At 72.6% G+C, this 18,161-nt stretch carries 16 protein-coding genes and 7 tRNA genes; 8 read left to right on the forward strand and 15 right to left on the reverse strand.

What is annotated here, in order from left to right:
• Window positions 1-42 precede the first annotated feature (42 nt).
• Window positions 43-1,608, reverse strand: coding sequence for a SulP family inorganic anion transporter (locus H9623_RS10170; RefSeq protein WP_193719932.1), 1,566 nt, complete (start codon window positions 1,606-1,608; stop codon window positions 43-45).
• Between the two features lie 195 nt (window positions 1,609-1,803).
• Here H9623_RS10170 and H9623_RS10175 point away from each other — a divergent pair, with 195 nt between their 5' ends.
• Window positions 1,804-2,037: a hypothetical protein gene (locus tag H9623_RS10175; RefSeq protein ID WP_193719933.1), complete on the forward strand. Its 234-nt coding sequence runs from the start codon at window positions 1,804-1,806 to the stop codon at window positions 2,035-2,037.
• A gap of 56 nt (window positions 2,038-2,093) precedes the next feature.
• On the opposite strand, the gene H9623_RS10180 is transcribed toward H9623_RS10175, so the two are convergent.
• From H9623_RS10180 to H9623_RS10220, 9 genes are all read right to left on the reverse strand, one after another.
• The gene (locus tag H9623_RS10180) at window positions 2,094-2,396 is read right to left on the reverse strand and encodes a hypothetical protein (RefSeq protein ID WP_321575382.1); all 303 of its coding nucleotides are present in this window, start codon (window positions 2,394-2,396) and stop codon (window positions 2,094-2,096) included.
• Window positions 2,397-2,433: 37 nt separating this feature from the next.
• Window positions 2,434-2,757, reverse strand: coding sequence for a DUF2277 domain-containing protein (locus tag H9623_RS10185; RefSeq protein WP_193719934.1), 324 nt, complete (start codon window positions 2,755-2,757; stop codon window positions 2,434-2,436).
• Between the two features lie 113 nt (window positions 2,758-2,870).
• Window positions 2,871-3,851: a hypothetical protein gene (locus tag H9623_RS10190; protein ID WP_193719935.1), complete on the reverse strand. Its 981-nt coding sequence runs from the start codon at window positions 3,849-3,851 to the stop codon at window positions 2,871-2,873.
• 274 nt (window positions 3,852-4,125) lie between these two features.
• Window positions 4,126-4,200 (reverse strand) — tRNA-Val (locus H9623_RS10195).
• A gap of 46 nt (window positions 4,201-4,246) precedes the next feature.
• A tRNA-Cys gene (locus H9623_RS10200) sits at window positions 4,247-4,317 on the reverse strand.
• 37 nt (window positions 4,318-4,354) lie between these two features.
• Window positions 4,355-4,426, reverse strand: a tRNA-Gly gene (locus H9623_RS10205).
• 422 nt (window positions 4,427-4,848) lie between these two features.
• A tRNA-Val gene (locus H9623_RS10210) sits at window positions 4,849-4,923 on the reverse strand.
• Window positions 4,924-4,969: 46 nt separating this feature from the next.
• Window positions 4,970-5,040, reverse strand: a tRNA-Cys gene (locus H9623_RS10215).
• 37 nt (window positions 5,041-5,077) lie between these two features.
• Window positions 5,078-5,149: transfer RNA gene (locus H9623_RS10220), tRNA-Gly, on the reverse strand.
• 204 nt (window positions 5,150-5,353) lie between these two features.
• Between H9623_RS10220 and H9623_RS10225 the strand changes: the two genes are divergently transcribed.
• From H9623_RS10225 to H9623_RS10235, 3 genes are all read left to right on the forward strand, one after another.
• A complete protein-coding gene (locus H9623_RS10225; protein ID WP_193719936.1) occupies window positions 5,354-6,616 on the forward strand; it encodes a chorismate-binding protein in 1,263 nt (420 codons plus the stop codon).
• A gap of 4 nt (window positions 6,617-6,620) precedes the next feature.
• Window positions 6,621-7,490, forward strand: a complete 870-nt coding sequence (locus H9623_RS10230) for an aminotransferase class IV (protein WP_193719937.1) — start codon at window positions 6,621-6,623, stop codon at window positions 7,488-7,490.
• Between the two features lie 238 nt (window positions 7,491-7,728).
• A tRNA-Val gene (locus H9623_RS10235) sits at window positions 7,729-7,800 on the forward strand.
• Between the two features lie 84 nt (window positions 7,801-7,884).
• Here the strand turns inward: H9623_RS10235 and H9623_RS10240 are convergent.
• Window positions 7,885-8,118, reverse strand: coding sequence for a PLDc N-terminal domain-containing protein (locus tag H9623_RS10240; protein WP_193719938.1), 234 nt, complete (start codon window positions 8,116-8,118; stop codon window positions 7,885-7,887).
• Window positions 8,119-8,389: 271 nt separating this feature from the next.
• Here H9623_RS10240 and H9623_RS10245 point away from each other — a divergent pair, with 271 nt between their 5' ends.
• The 3 genes from H9623_RS10245 (at window position 8,390) to H9623_RS10255 (ending at window position 11,976) form a co-directional block, all read left to right on the forward strand.
• Window positions 8,390-9,919 carry an MFS transporter gene (locus tag H9623_RS10245; protein ID WP_193719939.1) on the forward strand — a complete coding sequence of 510 codons (1,530 nt, stop codon included), beginning with the start codon at window positions 8,390-8,392 and terminating at the stop codon, window positions 9,917-9,919.
• Window positions 9,920-10,072: 153 nt separating this feature from the next.
• The gene (locus tag H9623_RS10250; protein ID WP_193719940.1) at window positions 10,073-11,533 is read left to right on the forward strand and encodes an APC family permease; all 1,461 of its coding nucleotides are present in this window, start codon (window positions 10,073-10,075) and stop codon (window positions 11,531-11,533) included.
• Entirely contained in the window at window positions 11,530-11,976 is a 447-nt protein-coding gene (locus H9623_RS10255) for a hypothetical protein (protein ID WP_193719941.1), read from the forward strand. Before H9623_RS10250 ends, H9623_RS10255 begins: the two co-directional genes overlap by 4 nt.
• Window positions 11,977-12,698: 722 nt before the next feature.
• On the opposite strand, the gene H9623_RS10260 is transcribed toward H9623_RS10255, so the two are convergent.
• Window positions 12,699-13,712: a hemolysin family protein gene (locus H9623_RS10260; RefSeq protein ID WP_193719942.1), complete on the reverse strand. Its 1,014-nt coding sequence runs from the start codon at window positions 13,710-13,712 to the stop codon at window positions 12,699-12,701.
• Entirely contained in the window at window positions 13,709-15,121 is a 1,413-nt protein-coding gene (locus tag H9623_RS10265) for a hemolysin family protein (RefSeq protein ID WP_227748464.1), read from the reverse strand. Before H9623_RS10265 ends, H9623_RS10260 begins: the two co-directional genes overlap by 4 nt.
• A 307-nt stretch (window positions 15,122-15,428) precedes the next feature.
• On the opposite strand from H9623_RS10265, the gene H9623_RS10270 reads away from it, so the two are divergent.
• Window positions 15,429-16,115, forward strand: coding sequence for a DNA alkylation repair protein (locus H9623_RS10270; protein ID WP_193719943.1), 687 nt, complete (start codon window positions 15,429-15,431; stop codon window positions 16,113-16,115).
• Between the two features lie 22 nt (window positions 16,116-16,137).
• On the opposite strand, the gene H9623_RS10275 is transcribed toward H9623_RS10270, so the two are convergent.
• Window positions 16,138-16,278, reverse strand: coding sequence for a hypothetical protein (locus H9623_RS10275; RefSeq protein ID WP_193719944.1), 141 nt, complete (start codon window positions 16,276-16,278; stop codon window positions 16,138-16,140).
• Between the two features lie 203 nt (window positions 16,279-16,481).
• The gene (locus H9623_RS10280; protein WP_193719945.1) at window positions 16,482-18,071 is read right to left on the reverse strand and encodes a sialidase family protein; all 1,590 of its coding nucleotides are present in this window, start codon (window positions 18,069-18,071) and stop codon (window positions 16,482-16,484) included.
• Window positions 18,072-18,161 lie beyond the last annotated feature (90 nt).

The following is an 18,161-nucleotide window of genomic DNA, read 5'->3' on the forward strand; positions in this document are numbered from 1 at the left end:
GCGTTGTCGCCCACGGCGCGCGCCGTGAGAACGTGCCGGGTCTCACTCTCCGGCGCGGGGCCCTGCTGGAGCGGGCGGGACGTCCCGGCCCGACGGCGGCTCGTCCGACGGGCGCGTCGGCGGGGGAGCGTCGGTGGTGCCGGCCCCGGGGCGCGGGCCGACGGCGTCCTCGAGCGTCGGGACGACCCGCCCCTGCTGCTCGACCTCTCGGAACCAGTCCGAGCTGCGCAGGCGCTCGACGAGCGTCGGGGGGATCTCGGTGAGCATCAGACGGCAGCCGTTCGCCGCGAGCTCGTCGTCGAACCCCTCGAGCTCGTCCACGACGGTCGAGGACACCCAGTCCATGGCGCTCATCTCGAGCACGAGCGTCCGGGCCCGTGCGGCCTGGGTGAGCCGCAGGGCCCGTTCGAGCGTGGGGCGGACGTTGGCCGTGTAGAGCATCGAGCGCAGGCGCAGGACGAGCGGTCGGTCGGGGTGCTCGGGGCTGCCCGCTGCTCCCGCGACGGACGACGCCGCCGGCACCGGGTCGCCCGTCGGCACGTCGAGCGCGACGTCCCATCCGTCGGGTCCGTGCTGCAGCTCCTCGACCTGCGGGCGGTCGAGGTCGCGCAGCACGATGAACAGGGTCATGAGCACGCCTGCGGCGACCCCCGCGAGCAGCCCGGAGAGGAGCCCGACGAGCGTGGTCGCGACGGCGATCCACAGCTCGGAGATGTCGAACCGCGTCAGGGCACGGAACTCGCGGACGTCCACGAGACCGAGCGTGGCCACGAGCACCACGGCACCGAGGGTCGCCTCGGGCATGTGGTCCAGGACCGGGGCGAGGAACATCGCCACCAGGACCGCGAGCGCTGCGGTGACGACGCTGACGACCTGGCTGCGGGCCCCGGCGCGCTGGGCGACGGCGGACTGGCTGAAGCCGCCGGCACCGGGGATGACCGCCGTGAAGCCCCCCACGAGACTCGCCGCACCGACCGCGAGGAGCTCCTGGTCGGGGTCGATGCGGGGGTCCTTGCGGTTGCGGACCTCGCGTGCGACCGCGATGGACTCGAGGAACGCCATGATCGCGATGGCCGCCGCGGCGGGCAGCAGGTGCGGCACGTCGCCCAGGCGGGGCAGCACGACCGAGGGCAGGCCCGCCGGGATGGGCGAGACAAGGGACACACCGCGTTCGGTGATGCCGCCGAACGCGGAGGCGAGGATCCCGCCGGCCACCACGATCAGGGGCGCGGGCAGGCGGGGCCACGCCCGGTTGAGGCCCACGAGGACGGCCAGCGAGACGAGCGAGAGGACCACGGTCGTGCCGTCGACGTCCGAGAGCGCCCGAGCCGCCGCACGGAGCTCGGGCACGAAGCCGTGCCCGTGGAGCGTCTCTTGCGCGCCGAGCAGCTTGGGGACCTGTCCCACGGCGACGGTCAGACCGACGCTCGCCTTGATGCCCGTGAGCGTCGCGTGGCTGATGTTCTCGACGAGCGAGCCGAGGCGCAGGAGCCTGGCGGCGACCAGGATCACGCCGACCAGCACGGTCAGGGTCGCCAGGGCGCGGATCCTCGCGTCGGAGTCACCGGCTCCGTCGATCGTGGAGAGGCCGACGAGCGAGGTCGCCACGGGGGCCAGGGGTGCGCGCCGCCCTTCGCCGTCAGGACCGAGAAGCGAGGAAACCGCTAAATAGTGTGCCAAGCGCCCGCGAGGTCACCACCACCGTCACGGATCAGGGCGGCACCCCTGCCCCGACGAGGTGGAGGAGGGGCTTCGGCGGCGCGGAGTCGTGCGACGCCGCGTCGAACCTGCTAGACCGGTGGTATGAGCAGCACGAGCGAGCACCGTACGTCCGAGGCGGTCGACCTGAACGAGAGCGACGTCTCGTCGGCGCGCATCTCTCCGCGCGCCCGCATCAGGCTCGAGGACGAGGCGGACGCCGACGTCCGAGAGGGCGGAGACGCGTCCAAGGCGCCCCACTCGCTCTCGGAGGTCGAACGTCAGCCGGCCTCCGGCACGTCGAGCGGGCGGTCCTGGGACGACCCCGACGAGCTCTGACGGCCGGCGCGCGCGGCCGGACGCCGGGCCGACCCGTGGTGCGCCGGGGGGACCCGTCAGTCCACGGTCGGCAAGCGGTCGCGGTCCACGGCGACGAGCCGGGGCATACCGGCGGGAGCGACCTTGGACAGCGCGACGTAACGGGCCTCGGCCCGGTGGAGCCGGATGTGCTCGTCGAGCGACCAGTCCGGCCCGTTCGTGAGCTGCATGCCGCACGAGCAGTCGATCGTGACCCAGCCCTCCGCCGTGCGGGTGACCTGCCCGATGGTCACGTGCGACGTGCGCGCCTCGGCCTTGGCACGGCGCATCGAGGCGCTGACGGGTTCTGCGGTGACGGGCTGGTTGACGCGGGAGTCCACCCGACGAGCCTAGACGCTGCCCGAGGCGCCCACGGAATCAGTTCTCGTGGACCAGCCCGAGCGCGTGCGCCCGTTCGTGCTCCGCTTCCGCGGCCTCGCGAGCGGCGATCCGGGCCCGGACCTCGGCCCGGCGCAGGGGAGGGACCGTGCTCGGCGGCTGCCGGCGCTCCGGAAGGTCCGCGAGGAGCCGCGTGACGGTCGCGGCGACCTCGGCGACGGCCGCGTCGACCGGGCCGCGCGTCGAGGCGCTGACCGACTGGATGCCCGCGACCTTGCGGACGAACTGGAGGGCGGCCGCCTGGATCTCCTCGTCGGTCGCCGGGGGCTCGAGCCCGCGCAGGGCGGTGATGTTTCTGCACATGCTCCCGACGCTACGGGGCACCCGCCGCACCTTCAAGGGACGGCGAGCGGCGCCGTCGGGCCGTCTGCCGGGCCCTCGCCGCACGGACCCGGCAGACGGCGTGCGCCGGTGCGTTACGCCAGGCGCGTCGCGACGAACGCCTCGATCGTCTCGCGCTCCGTCTCGACCGCGAAGGGGTCCGGGACGAACGGGGTCCCGTCGAAGTAGCGCGGAGGGCTTCCGTCGCCGTCGGGGCTGCCGTGGCAGGCGTCGATCGACCGCCGCCACTTCTCGGCGTGCTCGCGCCACTCTTCGCGGTCCACGAGGGCCGGCTCGGTGAACCACACGTTCCACGTCAGCACGTTCCCCGGGGCAAGCAGGTTCCCCGACGACAGGTTGAACGCGTCCATGACGAGCCCGTTGAACTCGTCGACGAGCCAGTCGCCCGTCGCGCGGATCGGGGAGATCTGCGCCTCGAGGTTCGCGACGGCCCACGCCTCGTCGCCGTGCTGGGCGAAGGCCGGGATCGGGAACGAGGTGGTCTGCCCCGAGCGCCCCGGCAGGACGTCCGTCTCCTCGCCCTGCCGATGGATGGGGACCCTGATCGCATGCACCTTGTCGTGCGGGAACGGGCGGCCGGACTGCGCGAACGCGTCCCAGACCGCCTTGACGAGCGGGTTCTGCGTCGCGCTCGGGCTGAACCACACCTTGCCCTCGACGGTGATGTCGGCCGCGACCTCCCGGCTCGGCTCGTCGACCCACCCCCGCTGCCCCGTCACGGACACCTCGATGTTCAGCGTCCCCAACGACGGAGAGCACGTCCCCTGCTGCGGGCAGATGACCGAGTACACCCGGCCCCGGTCCGTGTACCCGACGCGAGAGATGTCCGGCGCGAACATCGAGTACGCGCGGGACGACGGCGTCCCCGGCACCGTCTCCCAGCTGAACTCCGGCCAGAGCACGGCCTGCTGGCGGTCCAGGAGGTCGATGTTCGCCATGTTCTCCAGCAGCGGCAACGACGACAGGTCCGGGTCCGGGTAGGCGAAGGCCGGGTCCGACGTCGAGAACCCTCCGACCCAGCCAGGCGGGACGGGCACGTTCTGGTCAGCTGTCACGATGGTGCTCCTCGGTTGCTCGACTGCTCCGGGCGGCGCCCTGCCGACCGGATCTGAGGAAGGTCCCTCCCTCAGGTGTGCCCCCACGGGCGGCCGTGGATCGCCGAGCGTGCCCTTCCCGGTGGGTGGCCCGCGCTCGGCACGTGGTGCCGGAGCCGTCCCTGGCGTCGTCGGCAGGGGTGCTCCGCGTCACACCGTCCCACGGGTCGTCGAGGAGCGCGCGGGGAGGAGGGGGTACGAGAAAAGGCCGTCCCGGTGGGGACGGCCTTTGGTGTGGTGGGCGATACTGGGATCGAACCAGTGACCTCTTCCGTGTCAGGGAAGCGCGCTACCGCTGCGCCAATCGCCCAGGGCTGTTCTGCGGGAGAACAGCGCAAGGGTACTGCTGTGCTGAGAGGTGGAGATGGGATTCGAACCCACGTGCACGGCTTTGCAGGCCGCTGCCTCGCCTCTCGGCCACTCCACCAGGGACTCGAACCCGACCAGTCCGAAGACTTGATCCGAGCGGACGACGGGATTCGAACCCGCGACCCTCACCTTGGCAAGGTGATGCTCTACCACTGAGCCACGTCCGCGCGACCGATGTCCTCCGGATCTCTCCGGCGTTTTTCGGCGCGTCACAGACTCTAGCCGACAGATGGGGCAAGAGTCCAAATAGCCCCAGGTGGGAGGGGTGGGAAGGCGTGCCGGCGCACGGTGAGACGGGTGGTCGCGTCCGAGAAGGGCCTCCCGGGACGGGCGCACGCGCATGTCTCGGACGCGACCACCCGTCTCGCGTCGCAGCGTCCGGCCGGAGCCGTCGCTGACGGAGGTCGGGACGAGGGTGCGGGCGTGATCGAGCTGTCCCGCGCCGGGGATCGGCGAACCTGCCGCTCGCGGGGTGGCCTCGGCCTGGGGTGGAGCTCGGGTCCGGCGGTGGGGGGAGTGCGCCGTGCCGCTGCGTGCCGGCGGACCGGGGAATGAGAAAAGGCCGTCCCGGTGGGGACGGCCTTTGGTGTGGTGGGCGATACTGGGATCGAACCAGTGACCTCTTCCGTGTCAGGGAAGCGCGCTACCGCTGCGCCAATCGCCCAGGGCTGTTCTGCGGGAGAACAGCGCAAGGGTACTGCTGTGCTGAGAGGTGGAGATGGGATTCGAACCCACGTGCACGGCTTTGCAGGCCGCTGCCTCGCCTCTCGGCCACTCCACCAGGGACTCGAACCCGACCAGTCCGAAGACTTGATCCGAGCGGACGACGGGATTCGAACCCGCGACCCTCACCTTGGCAAGGTGATGCTCTACCACTGAGCCACGTCCGCGCGACCGATGTCCTCCGGATCTCTCCGGCGTTTTTCGGCGCGTCACAGACTTTAGTGGACCGAAGCGCCGGGCGTCCAACCGGACGAGCCGCGCATCGAGGATCGGTAGCGTTGTCACGTGCCAGCTCAGCGATGCAGAACCCCCAGGATGCGCGACGTTCCGCGGCTTCCTGACGATCCGTCGACTCGGGGCAGGGGTGTCGAATGAGGCGCGGGTCACGCTCCGAGCCCGCTGTCGAGGGGGCTGCGGCCCGCAGATCCCGGCGCTCTGACCTGCACGGGGACCACGAGACCGCTCCGGTCGCCCGCCCCTCCGGCCTTCCCGTCGAGCCCGTCCGTGACGCACCGGTCCGTGCAGCGGCCGGTTTCGCGTCCTTCGCGGGCCGCCACGGCACGGGCGTCGTCGAGTGCATCGACCTCACGGTCGACTCCGCGCGGCTCGCCGAGGGGCTCTGGTTCGTCGTCGCCGACTTCGAGGACCCCGCGCACGGCGGGCGAGCCCGCGCCTGGCGGTTCGCCCACCCCACGAGGAGCCGTGACGACCGCCCGACGGGAGCGGCGCCGTCGGGCGGGGAAGGGGCCTGGCGCGGACCGGACCCCGATTCCTGGCGCAGCTCGCTGTCCCGCGACGAGTACCAGGCCGCCGTGGCGGCCGTCCGCGACGCCGTGCACGAGGGCGACGTCTACCAGGCCAACATCTGCCGCGTCCTGAGCGCGCCCCTGCCCGCAGGACGCGAGGAACCTGACGCCCGGGCCCTCGCCCGCGTCCTCGCCGCCGGGAACCCCGCACCGTACGCGGGCGCGATCCACGTCCCCGCGGCGAGCGGCGTCGACCCCGTGTGGGTCGTGACGGCCTCTCCCGAGCTGTTCCTGCGGCTCCAGGACGGCGTGCTGTCCTCGGGGCCCATCAAGGGCACCGCGCCCACGGTCGACGGCCTGCGCGAGAAGGACCGCACCGAGAACGTCATGATCACCGACCTCGTGCGCAACGACCTGCAGCGCGTGAGCGAGCCCGGTTCGGTCGAGGTCACGGACCTCCTGGCCGTCGAGGCGCACCCCGGCCTGGTGCACCTCGTCTCGCGCGTGCAGGGCAGCGTCTCGGTCGAGGACGGCGCGCCCGGCGGGCTGTGGGGGCAGGTGCTCGGCGCGACGTTCCCGCCCGCGTCCGTGTCGGGCGCGCCCAAGTCGTCGGCGCTGCGGATCATCCGCGACCTCGAGCGCGGCCCCCGCGGCCCGTACTGCGGAGCCGTGGGCTGGGTCGACGGTGACGCGGGCGAGGCCGAGCTCGCCGTCGGGATCCGGACGTTCTGGTGGGCCGACGACGAGCTGCGGTTCGGGACCGGCGCCGGCATCACGTGGGGCAGCGACCCGGTCGAGGAGTGGGAGGAGACCGAGCTCAAGGCTGCGCGGCTCGTCGCGCTCGCCTCGGGAGGTCCTGCGCCGACGAGCGCGGCTGCGGCAGACTGAGGTCATGTCGATCGTCGTGTGGGTGGATGGGTCCTTCGTCGAGCCGCGGGAGCGCGCCCTGAGCGCGCTCGACCACGGCGTCACCGTGGGGGACGGGATCTTCGAGACGTGCGCCGTGTACGGCGGCCAGGCGTTCGCGCTGACCCGCCACCTGCGGCGCCTCGGCCGGTCCGCGGCCGGTATGGGGCTGCCGGAGCCCGACGAGGAGCGCATCCGCGACGGCGTCGCGCAGGTCCTCGCCGCAGCGGGGGCGAGCGCGGGACGTCTGCGCGTCACGGTCACGGGAGGCTTCGGGCCGCTGGGCTCGGGGCGCGAGGACGGTGCGGAGACCGTCGTCATCGCCGCGGGCCCCGCGTCGCCCGGCCCGACGTCCCGCGCGGTCCGCTCGCCCTGGGTGCGCAACGAGCGCTCGGCCGTGGCCGGGCTCAAGACGACCTCCTACGCCGAGAACGTCGTCGCCCTCGCCGACGCCGTCGCGCGGGGCGGCGACGAGGCGATCCTCGCCAACACCGTCGGCGAGCTGTGCGAGGGCACGGGCGCGAACGTCCTCGTCGAGGTCGGCGGCGAGCTCCTGACGCCCCCGCTCTCGTCAGGGTGCCTGGCGGGCATCACGCGCGAGCTGCTCCTCGAGTGGGCCGCGGAGGACGGGCTGCCCGTCCGGGAGGCGCGTCTCCCGTTCGGGATCCTCGACCAGGTCGTGAATCCCGTGCCCGACGGCGGAGCCGCCCCGGGCGTCGGCCTCGCCCTCGCGGGGAGCGTGCGCAACATCCAGCCCGTCGTCTCGCTCGACGGGGTGCCGGTCGCCGCCGGGGCGCTGTCGCTCGCAGCCCGCGAGCTCTTCGACCGTCGACGACGCGAGCGCATGGACCCCTGACGCGCGGTGGCTGGGCTCGGTCGACCGGTCGACGGCTGGCCGGTCGATCCCGGCGGACGACCGGCGACATGGGCGGCGAGGCCCGGGATCGAGCCGATGCCGAGCCCGCAGCGCTACGCTGGGGGAGTCCCGTCGTGGTCGGTCGGGAGGCCGCTCTGGAGGCCAGTTCGCGATCTGGGTCGAAATACGGCTAATATCTTCCAGGACGCACGGCCGGACCGAGAGGTTCAGTCGCAGCGGGCGATTGGCGCAGTGGTAGCGCGCTTCGTTCACACCGAAGAGGTCACTGGTTCGAACCCAGTATCGCCCACCGAAGGAGAAGGCCCCTGATCAGCGGAAACGCTGATCAGGGGCCTTCTGCGTGGTGTGATGTGCTCCGGGTGCGCGGCTCGGCTCAGGTGTTGAGGCCCAGCCCCTTGCGGCCCTTCGCGAAGTAGGCGATCGGGCCCACCCAGTTCGCGAGCATCGCCACGCCCCACGCGATCTTGGGGCCCTCGACCTCGTCCGCGGACCTCTTGGCCAGGTCGCGGTAGCCCGCGACCGTGAGCGAGATCTGCACGAGCGAGACCACCACCATCAGCGCCTTCTTGCGACCGCTGAACTCGTTCCACGACTTCTTGCGTGCCATGAGCACCCCTCTCGTCTCCGGACGACGACCTGTTTCCCACGACGCTACGCGTGCTCCACCCGACGCGCGCGGCGCCTGGCTCCGGCCTACCCGCCCACGAGTGTCCGTGAGCCGGACGAGCCACGTCCCCCGCGGACCCGCGGTGCGCGGACCTCCGGGCGCCCCGCGCGCCCGAGCGAGCGGTTCACCGTCCAACAGGTCGACTGTCGTCGTCTGCCCTACCGTGAGGTCGGGGCGCAGGAGCCCGGGCCGTCGACAGGAGGGCAGTGCGATGAGCGAGCGTGCACAGGGTGGTGGGCAGGTCGGCGCCAGGGCGGGCGGAGTCCTCGCGGCGACGTGCGTCTCGACGCTGGTGGTGAACGCGAACACCTCGGCGGTGAGCATCCTGCTCCCGGCGATCTCGCAGGACACCGGGACCTCCGTGACGACGCTCCAGTGGGCGGTCACTGGGTACTCCCTGGTCGGGGCGGCGGTCATCGTCACGTCGGGCTCGCTCGGCGACGTGTTCGGTCGCCGGCGCGTCTTCCAGCTCGGGCTGCTGCTGTTCGTCGTCTCGTGCGTGATGATCGCGCTCGCCGGTTCCGGGGGCATGGTGATCGCGGGCCGTGTGATCCAGGGGGCTGCGGGGGCGACGATCCTGGCGTGCGGGCTGAGCCTGCTGTCGGTGGCGAACTCGGGCCAGGCGCAGATGCGTGCGGTGTCCTTGTGGGGCGCGGCGGCGGCGGTCGGCGCCGCGGCGGGCCCGCTGGTCGGGGGAGTCCTGGTCGGCGTCACGGGGTGGCAGGGGCTGTTCTGGATCGACGCGGTCGTCGCGGTCCTGTGCATGGTCCTGACGGCCCTGACGGTCGCCGAGTCGAGCGACCCGGACCGGCCCAGGACGATCGACTACGCGGGCACGGTGCTCATCGCGCTGACCTTGACGCCCCTCATCCTGGGCGTGACCAAGAGCGGCGACTGGGGGTGGTTCGCGGTCCCCACCCTCGTCTGCTTCGCGATCACGATCGGGTCCGCGGTGGCGTTCGTCGCCGTCGAGAAGCGCGTGGCCGTGCCCCTCGTGGACCTCGCGCTGCTGCGCAACCGCGTCCTGGTCGGCTCGACCATCGCCATCCTCATCGGTGCGGGCACGATCAACGGCCTGATGTACCTCCTGAGCCTGTACTTCCAGGACCCCGCCACGTTGGGCTTCACGCCGCTCCAGGCGGGCCTCGCGACGCTTCCGGCCACGGTCGGGCTCGTGGTGATCGCCCCGCTCGTGCCGCGGCTCGCGGCGAGGATCGGCGGCCGTCAGACGATCGGCATCGGCTTCGCCCTGACCACGGCCGGCTTCGTCGTCGTCGGCTTCGTCCACGCGACGTGGCTCTACCCGGCGTTCCTGCTGCCGCTCGTCGCGATCGCGGTCGGCATGGGCCTGTCGAACAGCCCTGCGTCGGCCGCGGCGACGGCCGCGGTGCCCGAGAACCAGGTCGGCGGCGCCTCGGGGATCTCGAACATGGCCCGGTACGTCGGGGCGGCCGTGGCGACCGCGCTCGCGGCCACGATCTACGGCAACGTCATCGCGAACCGTGCGGCCGAGGGCGCCGCCCCCGACGCGGCCCTCGCCGCGGGGCTCGCCGCGGCCGCGTGGATGATGGCGGTCTTCAGCTTCCTCGGGGTCCTGATGGCGTTCGTCATCGGCCGCCACCGTGCGATGAAGGGGACGCTCGACGACGCCGCCGCGGCCGCTGCCGCGGTCTCCTACACCCTGCCCACGTCGGCGACGGCCGGGGTGCCGGCCGGTCGGACGGGCGCCGACCGGGGATGAACGACGGCGGCCGCCGGGTGATGACCGGCCCGCAGTTCACTCGATCTGGATGACGTGCGACGGTCGCCGCCCGCCGCACACTCGGAGGAGAGCCGGACCGACCATGCCGACGGAGGCACCCATGACCGTGCACGAGCCCGCTCCGGAAGCACGATGAGCGCCGCCGACATCCCGGTCGACGGCGCGGCGGCGGTCCCGGCTGCTCGCACCCGGGCGACGAACACCCAGTGGATCTCCTGGGTCGCGCTGGCGATGATGACCACGAGCTCGGTCGCCAGCCTCCGTGCGGCACCGACCATGGCGGTCTACGGCCTGGCGTGCGTGTTCCTCTACCTGCTGCCGGCGGTCGTCTTCCTGCTGCCCACGTCGCTGGTCTCGGCCGAGCTGGCGTCGGGCTGGACAGGCGGCATCTACAAGTGGGTCTCCGAGGGCATCTCCAAGCCGATGGGCTTCCTCGCGGTGTGGTGCCAGTTCGCCATGACGATCTTCTACTACCCGAGCCTGCTCGGGTTCGTCGCGAGCACCCTCGCCTACGTCATCAACCCCGCCCTCGCCAGCAGCGGGGTGTGGACGGCGGCCGTGATCATCGTCGTCTACTGGTCCGGAGTCTGGGTCTCGTCACGCGGCACCAAGGGCGTGGCCGGACTGGCGAGCGGTGGGCTCATCATCGGGACCCTGGTCCCCGGCGTCGTCCTCGTGACGCTCGGTGTCGTCTTCCTGGGGCAGGGGAACGAGTCGGCCGCGCCCATGACCGCGGACAACCTGCTGCCCGCCTGGGCCGGGCTCTCGAGCCTCGTCCTCATCGTCAACAACTTCCTGTCCTACTCCGGCATGGAGATGAACGCGGTCCACGTGTCGTCGCTGAAGGACCCCGCGAAGCAGTTCCCGAGGTCGATGTTCCTCGCGATGGGCATGGTGCTGGCGATCTTCATCCTCCCCGCCCTGGCGATCAGCTGGATCGTGCCCGCCGAGGAGCTCTCGCTCACGGCCGGCGTGATGCAGGCCTTCGACGCCGTGTTCGCGAACTTCGGGTGGCAGTGGCTGACCCCGGTCGTGGGGATCATGCTGGTCACGGCCTCGCTCGGCGGCATGCTCACCTGGCTCGCCGGCCCGTCCAAGGGTCTGCTGCTCATCTCGCGGCAGGAGGGGTACCTCCCGCCGTTCCTGCAGCGGCTCAACAAGAACGGTGTCCAGCAGAACATCCTGGTGGTGCAGGGGATCGTGACCACCGTGATCGGGCTCGCGTACGCGCTGATCCCCGACGTGTCGAGCGCGTACTGGATCTTCTCGGTCATCACGACGCAGGTGTACCTGATCATGTACCTGCTGATGTTCGTGGCCGCGATCAACCTGCGGCGGCGGCAGCCCGACCACCCGCGGGGCTTCCGGGCCCCGATGCTCGTCAGCCTGTGCGGCGTCGGCTTCGCGGCCTCCCTGGCCGCCCTGCTGGTCGGGTTCGTCCCGCCGTCGCAGTTCTCCTCGGGCAGCCCGCTGGTCTACTTCCTGGTCGTCGGCGGCGGAGCCCTGGGGCTGGGCCTGCTCGTACCGTTCCTGTTCTACCGGTTCCGCAAGCCGTCCTGGAAGCAGGCCGAGTCACCGGAGGTGGCCTCGTGAGCACGCCGGTGGAGAACCAGCCGCGACGCGAACGACGGTGGATCTACCTCGGCGCGTGCGTGGTCCTCGCGGCGATGGTGCTGTGGGCGGTCCTCGCGTTCGGCACCGCCCGGGAGACGGCGCGGGCCTCGGAGAAGGTGGACGAGCTGATCGCCGCGCTCGAGGAGCTCGGTGCTCGCACCCCCGACAAGGACCAGGTGGTGCGCGTCCTCGGTGACGACGGGGGCGCCACCTGCACCGACCCGAACGAGGCTCTCAGCCGGGCCACCCTGCTCGCCCAGCTCGCGAACGGGGCCGGCGGCCCCGGGTCCCGCCCGGTCATCGCCGACAGCCGCGTCGTCCAGGGTCAGCTGCTCATCATCGAGATCTACTGCCCCGACGAGCTGGCCGACTTCCAGGAGTTCGTCGACGGCCTCAAGACCGACGACGTGGCGGGGACCTGACCCGCGACCGGTGCGACGTCGGCCTTGTCGCCCGCACCTGGTCGTTCGCCGCCCCCTGGCGACCGGTCAGCCGCCCGTCGAGACCTGTCGGCCCCGGACCGTTCTCCGCCACCCCGTCTCCTGCGCACGTTCGCCGTGTCACCGAGCGCTCCACCGGGAACGCTCGTCGAGCACACGGGGAGACGGACATGAGACGGCGCACGAAGATCTTCTGGGGGGTCACGGGCGGCGTCGCGGCGCTGGGCCGTGGCGGGGGTCGGCGCCCTGGCCTCCGCGAACCGCCCGCTGCCGCGGGAACAGGTCGACCAGGCCATCGAGCGGCGGCTGCGTGACGCCGTCGACGAGGAACCGACGCTGTCCAGCGCGCTCCTGACCGTGTACTCGGCCCCGGACGACCGGCTCGTGCAGTACGCGGTCGGCACCGAGCGTGCGGGCAGCGACGTCCCCGCCCGGGTCGACAGCCCGTACCACTCGGCGAGCGTGGGCAAGACGCTGCTCGCGACCGTCTACGGCCAGCTCCTGTCGCACACCTCCGGCGCCGCCGACTACGTCGAGGGCCCCGTGACCTGGGACGGTCAGCCTGCCGGGCGGCCGGGTCAGGTGGCCCCCGGCCCGACGACGCCGCCCCGGGGACGACGACGCCGCACCCCGGCCGTCGGGCGGGGGGGGCGTCGTGGTCAGTCCGGCCCCCGCCCGCGACTCGCGAGCGGGCACGCCGCAGGTCAGGCCGGGACGGCCTCCCGCGGGAAGAGCCGTGCCATGACGTCCGAGAGGGCGATGACGCCGGCGACCGAGGCGCCGTCGGTCACGACGGCGAGGTGGTTGCGGGTCTCGCGCATCTGGGCGAGGGCCGCGTAGACGGGGACGGACCGTTCGAGGGTGAACGGGGGACGCATGAGGTCGGCCGCAGGGCGGTCGCCGTCCACGTCGAGGGTGTCGCGCACGTGCACGACCCCCGCGACGGTCTCCTCGTCGCCGAGCAGGATGCGCAGGTGCCCCGACGAGCGCGTGGCCTCCTGGACGTCGTCGACCGTGGCGTCGAGTGGGACCTTGGTGGGCCGACCCCGGCCCGTGAGCAGGTCGCCCACGGTGAGGGTCTGCAGGTCCAGCGCGCCGGACAGCTGCGCGAAGTACGACGGGTCGAGGGCGCCCACGTTGGCCGAGTGCTCGACGAGGTGGCGCAGGTCGTCGGCGCTCTGCCCGGAGGCCACCTGACCGGTGGGCTCGACGCCCACCTTGGTCAGGCACCAGTTGGCCATGTTGTTGAGCCCGGTCAGCAGAGGACGGGTCAGCCACATGAAGCCGCGCATCGGGATCGCCAGCAGGGTGGCCGACGTCTCGGGGTGGGCGATGGCCCACGACTTGGGTGCCATCTCGCCGACGACCAGGTGCAGGAACGTCACGATGATCAGCGCGAGGACGAACCCGGCGGCGTCCGCGACCCACAGGGGTGCGCCCCACGCCTCGAACGCGGGCGTGAGCCAGTGGTGGACGGCGGGCTTGGTGATGGCACCGAGCGCCAGGGTGCAGGCCGTGATGCCGAGCTGCGACCCGGCGAGCAGGACCGTCAGCTCGGTCGAGCTGCGCAGCGCCGCGCGGGCCGAACGGCTGTTCGGGGCGGCGTCCTCGAGACGGTGCCGCTTGGCGGCGAGCAGCGCGAACTCGACGGCGACGAAGAACGCGCTGAGCGCGATGATGACGACGGTGATGGTCACGACGACCCAGGGGTTGCTCATCGGTCGCCCTCCTCGGTCTCGGGTGCCGCGTCGGGCGCGGTGTCGGGTACAGGCAGCGGCCGGTCGTCCGTCGGGAACGTCACACGGACGAGGGACGGCACGTGGCGCTCGACCTCGATCACGTCCACGCGCATCCAGGCGGGCTCCGGCTCGGCGGCGAGGGCCAGGTCGGCGGGGTCGAGCGGGAGCTCGACCACGACGCCCTCGCCGGGCTCGAGCAGCGAACCGTGCTGGTCGATGACCAGGCCGGCGATCGTCTCGTAGTCGCCGCGCGGCAGGTCGCGGCCGATCGCGCGCTCGACCTCGTCGATGTGGGTGTCCCCGGGCATGACCCAGACCCCGTCGTCGTCGCGCGGGGCGATCGTGGGCGTCGCGGGGTCGTGCTCGTCGGTGATCTCCCCGACGAGCTCCTCGGCCAGGTCCTCGGCCGTCAGGACGCCCGCGAACCCGCCGTACTCGTCGATCACGCACGCGAGCTGGTTGCGGGTCTCGGTGAGCTCGCTCAGCGCGTCGGGCAGGCTCATCGCGGTCGGGATCACGACCACGGGGCGCATGAAGTCCTGGGCGCGGACGGTGTCGTCGTGGGCCGAGGCCAGGACGTCCACGAGGTGGACGACGCCCACGACCTGGTCGTCGTCGGTGAGCACCGGGTAGCGCGAGTGTCCGGCGGCCATGCGCGCCCGCACCTGCGCGAGGGTGTCGTCGGCGTGCACGACGTCGACGTGGGCCCGCGGGATCATGGCGTGCTCGACGTCGCGCTCGGGGAAGTCGAGGATGCGGTCCAGGAGCACCGAGAGCTCGGCGGGCAGGTCGCCGCTCTGGCGGGAGTCGGCCACGATGTGCTCGAGGTCGCGCGCCGTCGCCGAGTGCTCGACGTCGTGGACGGGCTCGATCCGCAGCGCCTTGAGGAGAAGGTTCGAGGCCTGGTCGAAGATCTTGATGAGCCAGCCGAACACGGCGAGGTAGATGGTCGTCGACCGGGCGAGCCACAGGGCGACGGGCTCGGGCCGGGCGATCGCGAGGTTCTTGGGGAACAGCTCCCCGAAGATCATCTGGATGAACGTCGAGAACACCAGCGCCAGGACGGTGCCCACCGCGATGCCCACGCCGGTCGGGACCCCGACGCCCCCCATGGCCTCACCCAGGGACTCGCCGACGAGCGGCTCGGCGACGTAGCCGACGAGAAGGCCCGTCACGGTGATGCCCAGCTGGGCGCCCGAGAGCATGAAGGACGTGCGCTTGGTGACGGCCAGGGCGCGCTGCGCCCCCGCGTCCCCGGTGCTCGCGCGCGCGCTCAACCGTGACCGGTCGACGGCCATGTACGCGAACTCCTGGGCGACGAAGTAGCCGGTCACGGCGGTGATCGCCACGATCACGACGACGCCGAGCAGCAGTGTCAGCACCCACATCAGAACCTGCACCCCCTCGTCGCAGCATCGGTGGCCGGCACAAGGGGGTTCGTACTGTCTGCGTCCATGTCTCTCTCAGATCGCGGGTAGATTCCGTCAGGTCAACGCGGAAGCGCGCCCGTGCGTTCCCGGATTCCCGCACGAATTTCTTCCCGCGCTCGGCGCGCGCGCCGAGGCCGTGCGGGGCCCCCGCGCACCTGTGCCGCGCCCGCGCCCCCCGGCACCACCGTGCCGTGCCCCCCGGGACGCTCACGTCGCCAGGCCCGACGTACGCTGGTGCGAGCACCGAACGATCGAGGAGACCGGCATGGCGACGACCACCGCAGCCCAGGCGACCGTCGACGACGTGCTGGCCGAGCTCGAGGCTCTGGAGGACCCCAGGATCCGCGCGGTCAACGAACGCCACGGGGACGACCACGGCGTCAACCTCACGAGGCTGCGTGCGGTCGCCAAGAGCCTCAAGACCCAGCACGACCTCGCGCGCGGCCTCTGGGAGACGGGGGACACCGCGGCCCGCCTCGTCGCGGTCCTGGTCTGCCGGCCCAAGGCCTGGTCGGTCGCCGAGCTCGACGCCATGCTGCGCGACGCTCGCGTGCCCAAGGTCCACGGGTGGCTCGTGAGCTACGTCGTCACGAGGAGCCCGCACGTCGAGGAGCTGCGCACCGCGTGGTTTGCCGACCCCGACCCGGTCGTCGCGAGCGCCGGGTGGGCGCTGACGACCGACCGTGTCGCGAAGTCCCCCGACGGGCTCGACCTGCCCGGCCTCCTCGACCGGGTCGAGGCCGACATGAAGGACGCCCCCGAGCGCCTGCAGTGGGCCATGAACGAGTGCCTCGCCGCCATCGGCATCCACCACCCGGGGCTCCGTGCCCGGGCGGTGAGCATCGGTGAGCGGCTCGAGGTCCTCAAGGACTACCCGACGCCCCCGGGTTGCACGTCGCCCTTCGCGCCCGCCTGGATCGCGGAGATCGTCCGGCGCAGCGACTCGGCGTAGCGGCCGCCCGGGCGGCCGCGCGTCAACCCCCCAGACCGCCCAGCGGCCCCGCGGGCACGGTGTTGCGCTCGCGGCCGCACCGGGTGCACACGACGTACTGCGAGTCCTCGACGTACCGCTTCTGCCACCGGTGCCAGCCCACCGTGCAGCGCACGTCCTTCATGACGCACCTCCTCGACGGCGGGCGACGCCATCCGTCGCGCGGCGCCACCCACCACGCTAGTCGCGCCGCCGTCGTCGGCACAGGGGGACCGGCGGAAAGGGTCCCGCGCGCTGCGGTGGCCCAGGGGGCCTGCGGCCCGGCCCGACGGCGTGCGAGACCTCCCGGTCGAGGGTTCCGCACGCCGTCGGGCCGGGCCGGCGGGCCTAGGCGACCGGCACGACCTCCCCGGTCACGGTGTCCGCGCGGAACGCCCGCTCGAAGCGGACGTCCCCCGCCTGGACCACGCACTCGACGCGTGCCTCGCCGCGCGCCACGTCGGCCGCGGTCACGGTGTAGGTCGGGGTGAAGAAGAGGGTGGCTTCGCCGGGGGCGAGGCGTACGGCGGGGAAGTCCCCGGGGACGTCGCCGTCGAGGTTCCCGCCCAGCGCGGCGGTGACGGGCCCCGGGCCACGGTGCCGGAACCGACCGGTGAACGCGAGGATGTCGCCCGCGCGCAGCCCTGGTGCGGCGGGGCCGTAGTTGACGTCCTGGGCCTCGCGCGTGCCGAGGACCTGGTCGCCGTCGTAGCCCTGCCCGATCTCCTTCCAGGTGTGCACGCCCCAGTCCCCGCCTTCGGCCGGGACGACGTGCGACGCGCCCACGCTGACCCACTGCGCGGGTCGACCCGGCGTGATCGAGCGCAGCACCATGGTGAAGGCGCCGCCGTCGTCGTCGGCGAACGCCTCGACGGCCTGCGTGAGCTCCGCGGGCGAGAGCGCCTCGGCCCCGACCCGTGCGAAGACGATCTCGCGGTACCCGTCGCGCTCGTAGAGCACCCCGAGCGAGCCGTCGGCGAGGACCGCTGCGGTCGAGTACGCGCTCGAGCCCGCGCAGAGCGTCAGCGCAGGCCGCCAGGTCGCGCCCTCGTCGTACGACACGCTGAGGACGGTGTTGCGGCGCAGGTCGGCGTCGCGGTTGTTGGTCACCAGCAGGGGCGCGGTCGCGTCGGTCACGGCCCCGAGCCGCAGGATGCTCCCGTTGTCGCTCGGGTCGGGCAGGTCCGGCGCCGGTGTCAGCGGCCCGTAGGTGCGGCCGCCGTCGGTCGAGACGGCCTGGACCCGGCAGCCCTGCGCGCGCGAGCTCAGGAGCACGCGCCCGTCGTGCAGCTCGACGACCTTGTTCTCGTTGGCCCCGGGGCCCGTGGGCTCGCCCAGCGTCCAGGTCTCGCCGTGGTCGTCGGAGTACGCGGACGCGGCGCGGATCTCCCCGCCGAGGAGCAGGACCATCTGCTGGAGCAGGCGGCCCGCGTACGGGCCGGTCTCGAGCTGGATCCCGGTGCCGGCCGCGGCGAACAGCCCCGTGACGCCCTGCGGCTTGAGCGAGGCCGTCACCCGACGGTGGGTCCAGGTCAGGCCGTCGTCGTCGGAGAAGGACAGGTCGACGTGCTGGACGTCGTCCTCGGGCTCGAGCCCCTCGACGGCCTCGAAGAACCCCGCGTGGGTCCCCGCCGCGTGGAAGCAGAAGATGCGCCCCGTGATGCGGTCGACGAGCAGGCTGGGGTCGCCGAAGCCCTGGAGCCCTGTGCCGACGCGCACGTCCTGCTGGGGCTCCCAGGTGCGGCCGTGGTCGAGGCTGCGCCGGACCAGCAGGTCGATCGTGTTCGGCAGGTCGTCGAGGTTGGGGCGCCCGTCGTAGGCCGCGAGGACGGTGCCGCGCGTCGAGACGGCGAGGGCGGGGATGCGGTACTGGCGGTGGCCGCCGACGCCGCGAGCGGCCAGCACCTGATGGGTGAGTTCGTGGGGGTTCGTGCGCATCCTCTAGAAGTACCCCGCCCGACGCGTACTGCGGGTAGTCCATCTCGAAGTCGAGCTTCTCGAACGGCGTCGGGTCCTTGCGCACGTCGT

Source organism: Oerskovia douganii (assembly GCF_015142735.1).
GTDB classification, from domain to species: domain Bacteria; phylum Actinomycetota; class Actinomycetes; order Actinomycetales; family Cellulomonadaceae; genus Oerskovia; species Oerskovia douganii.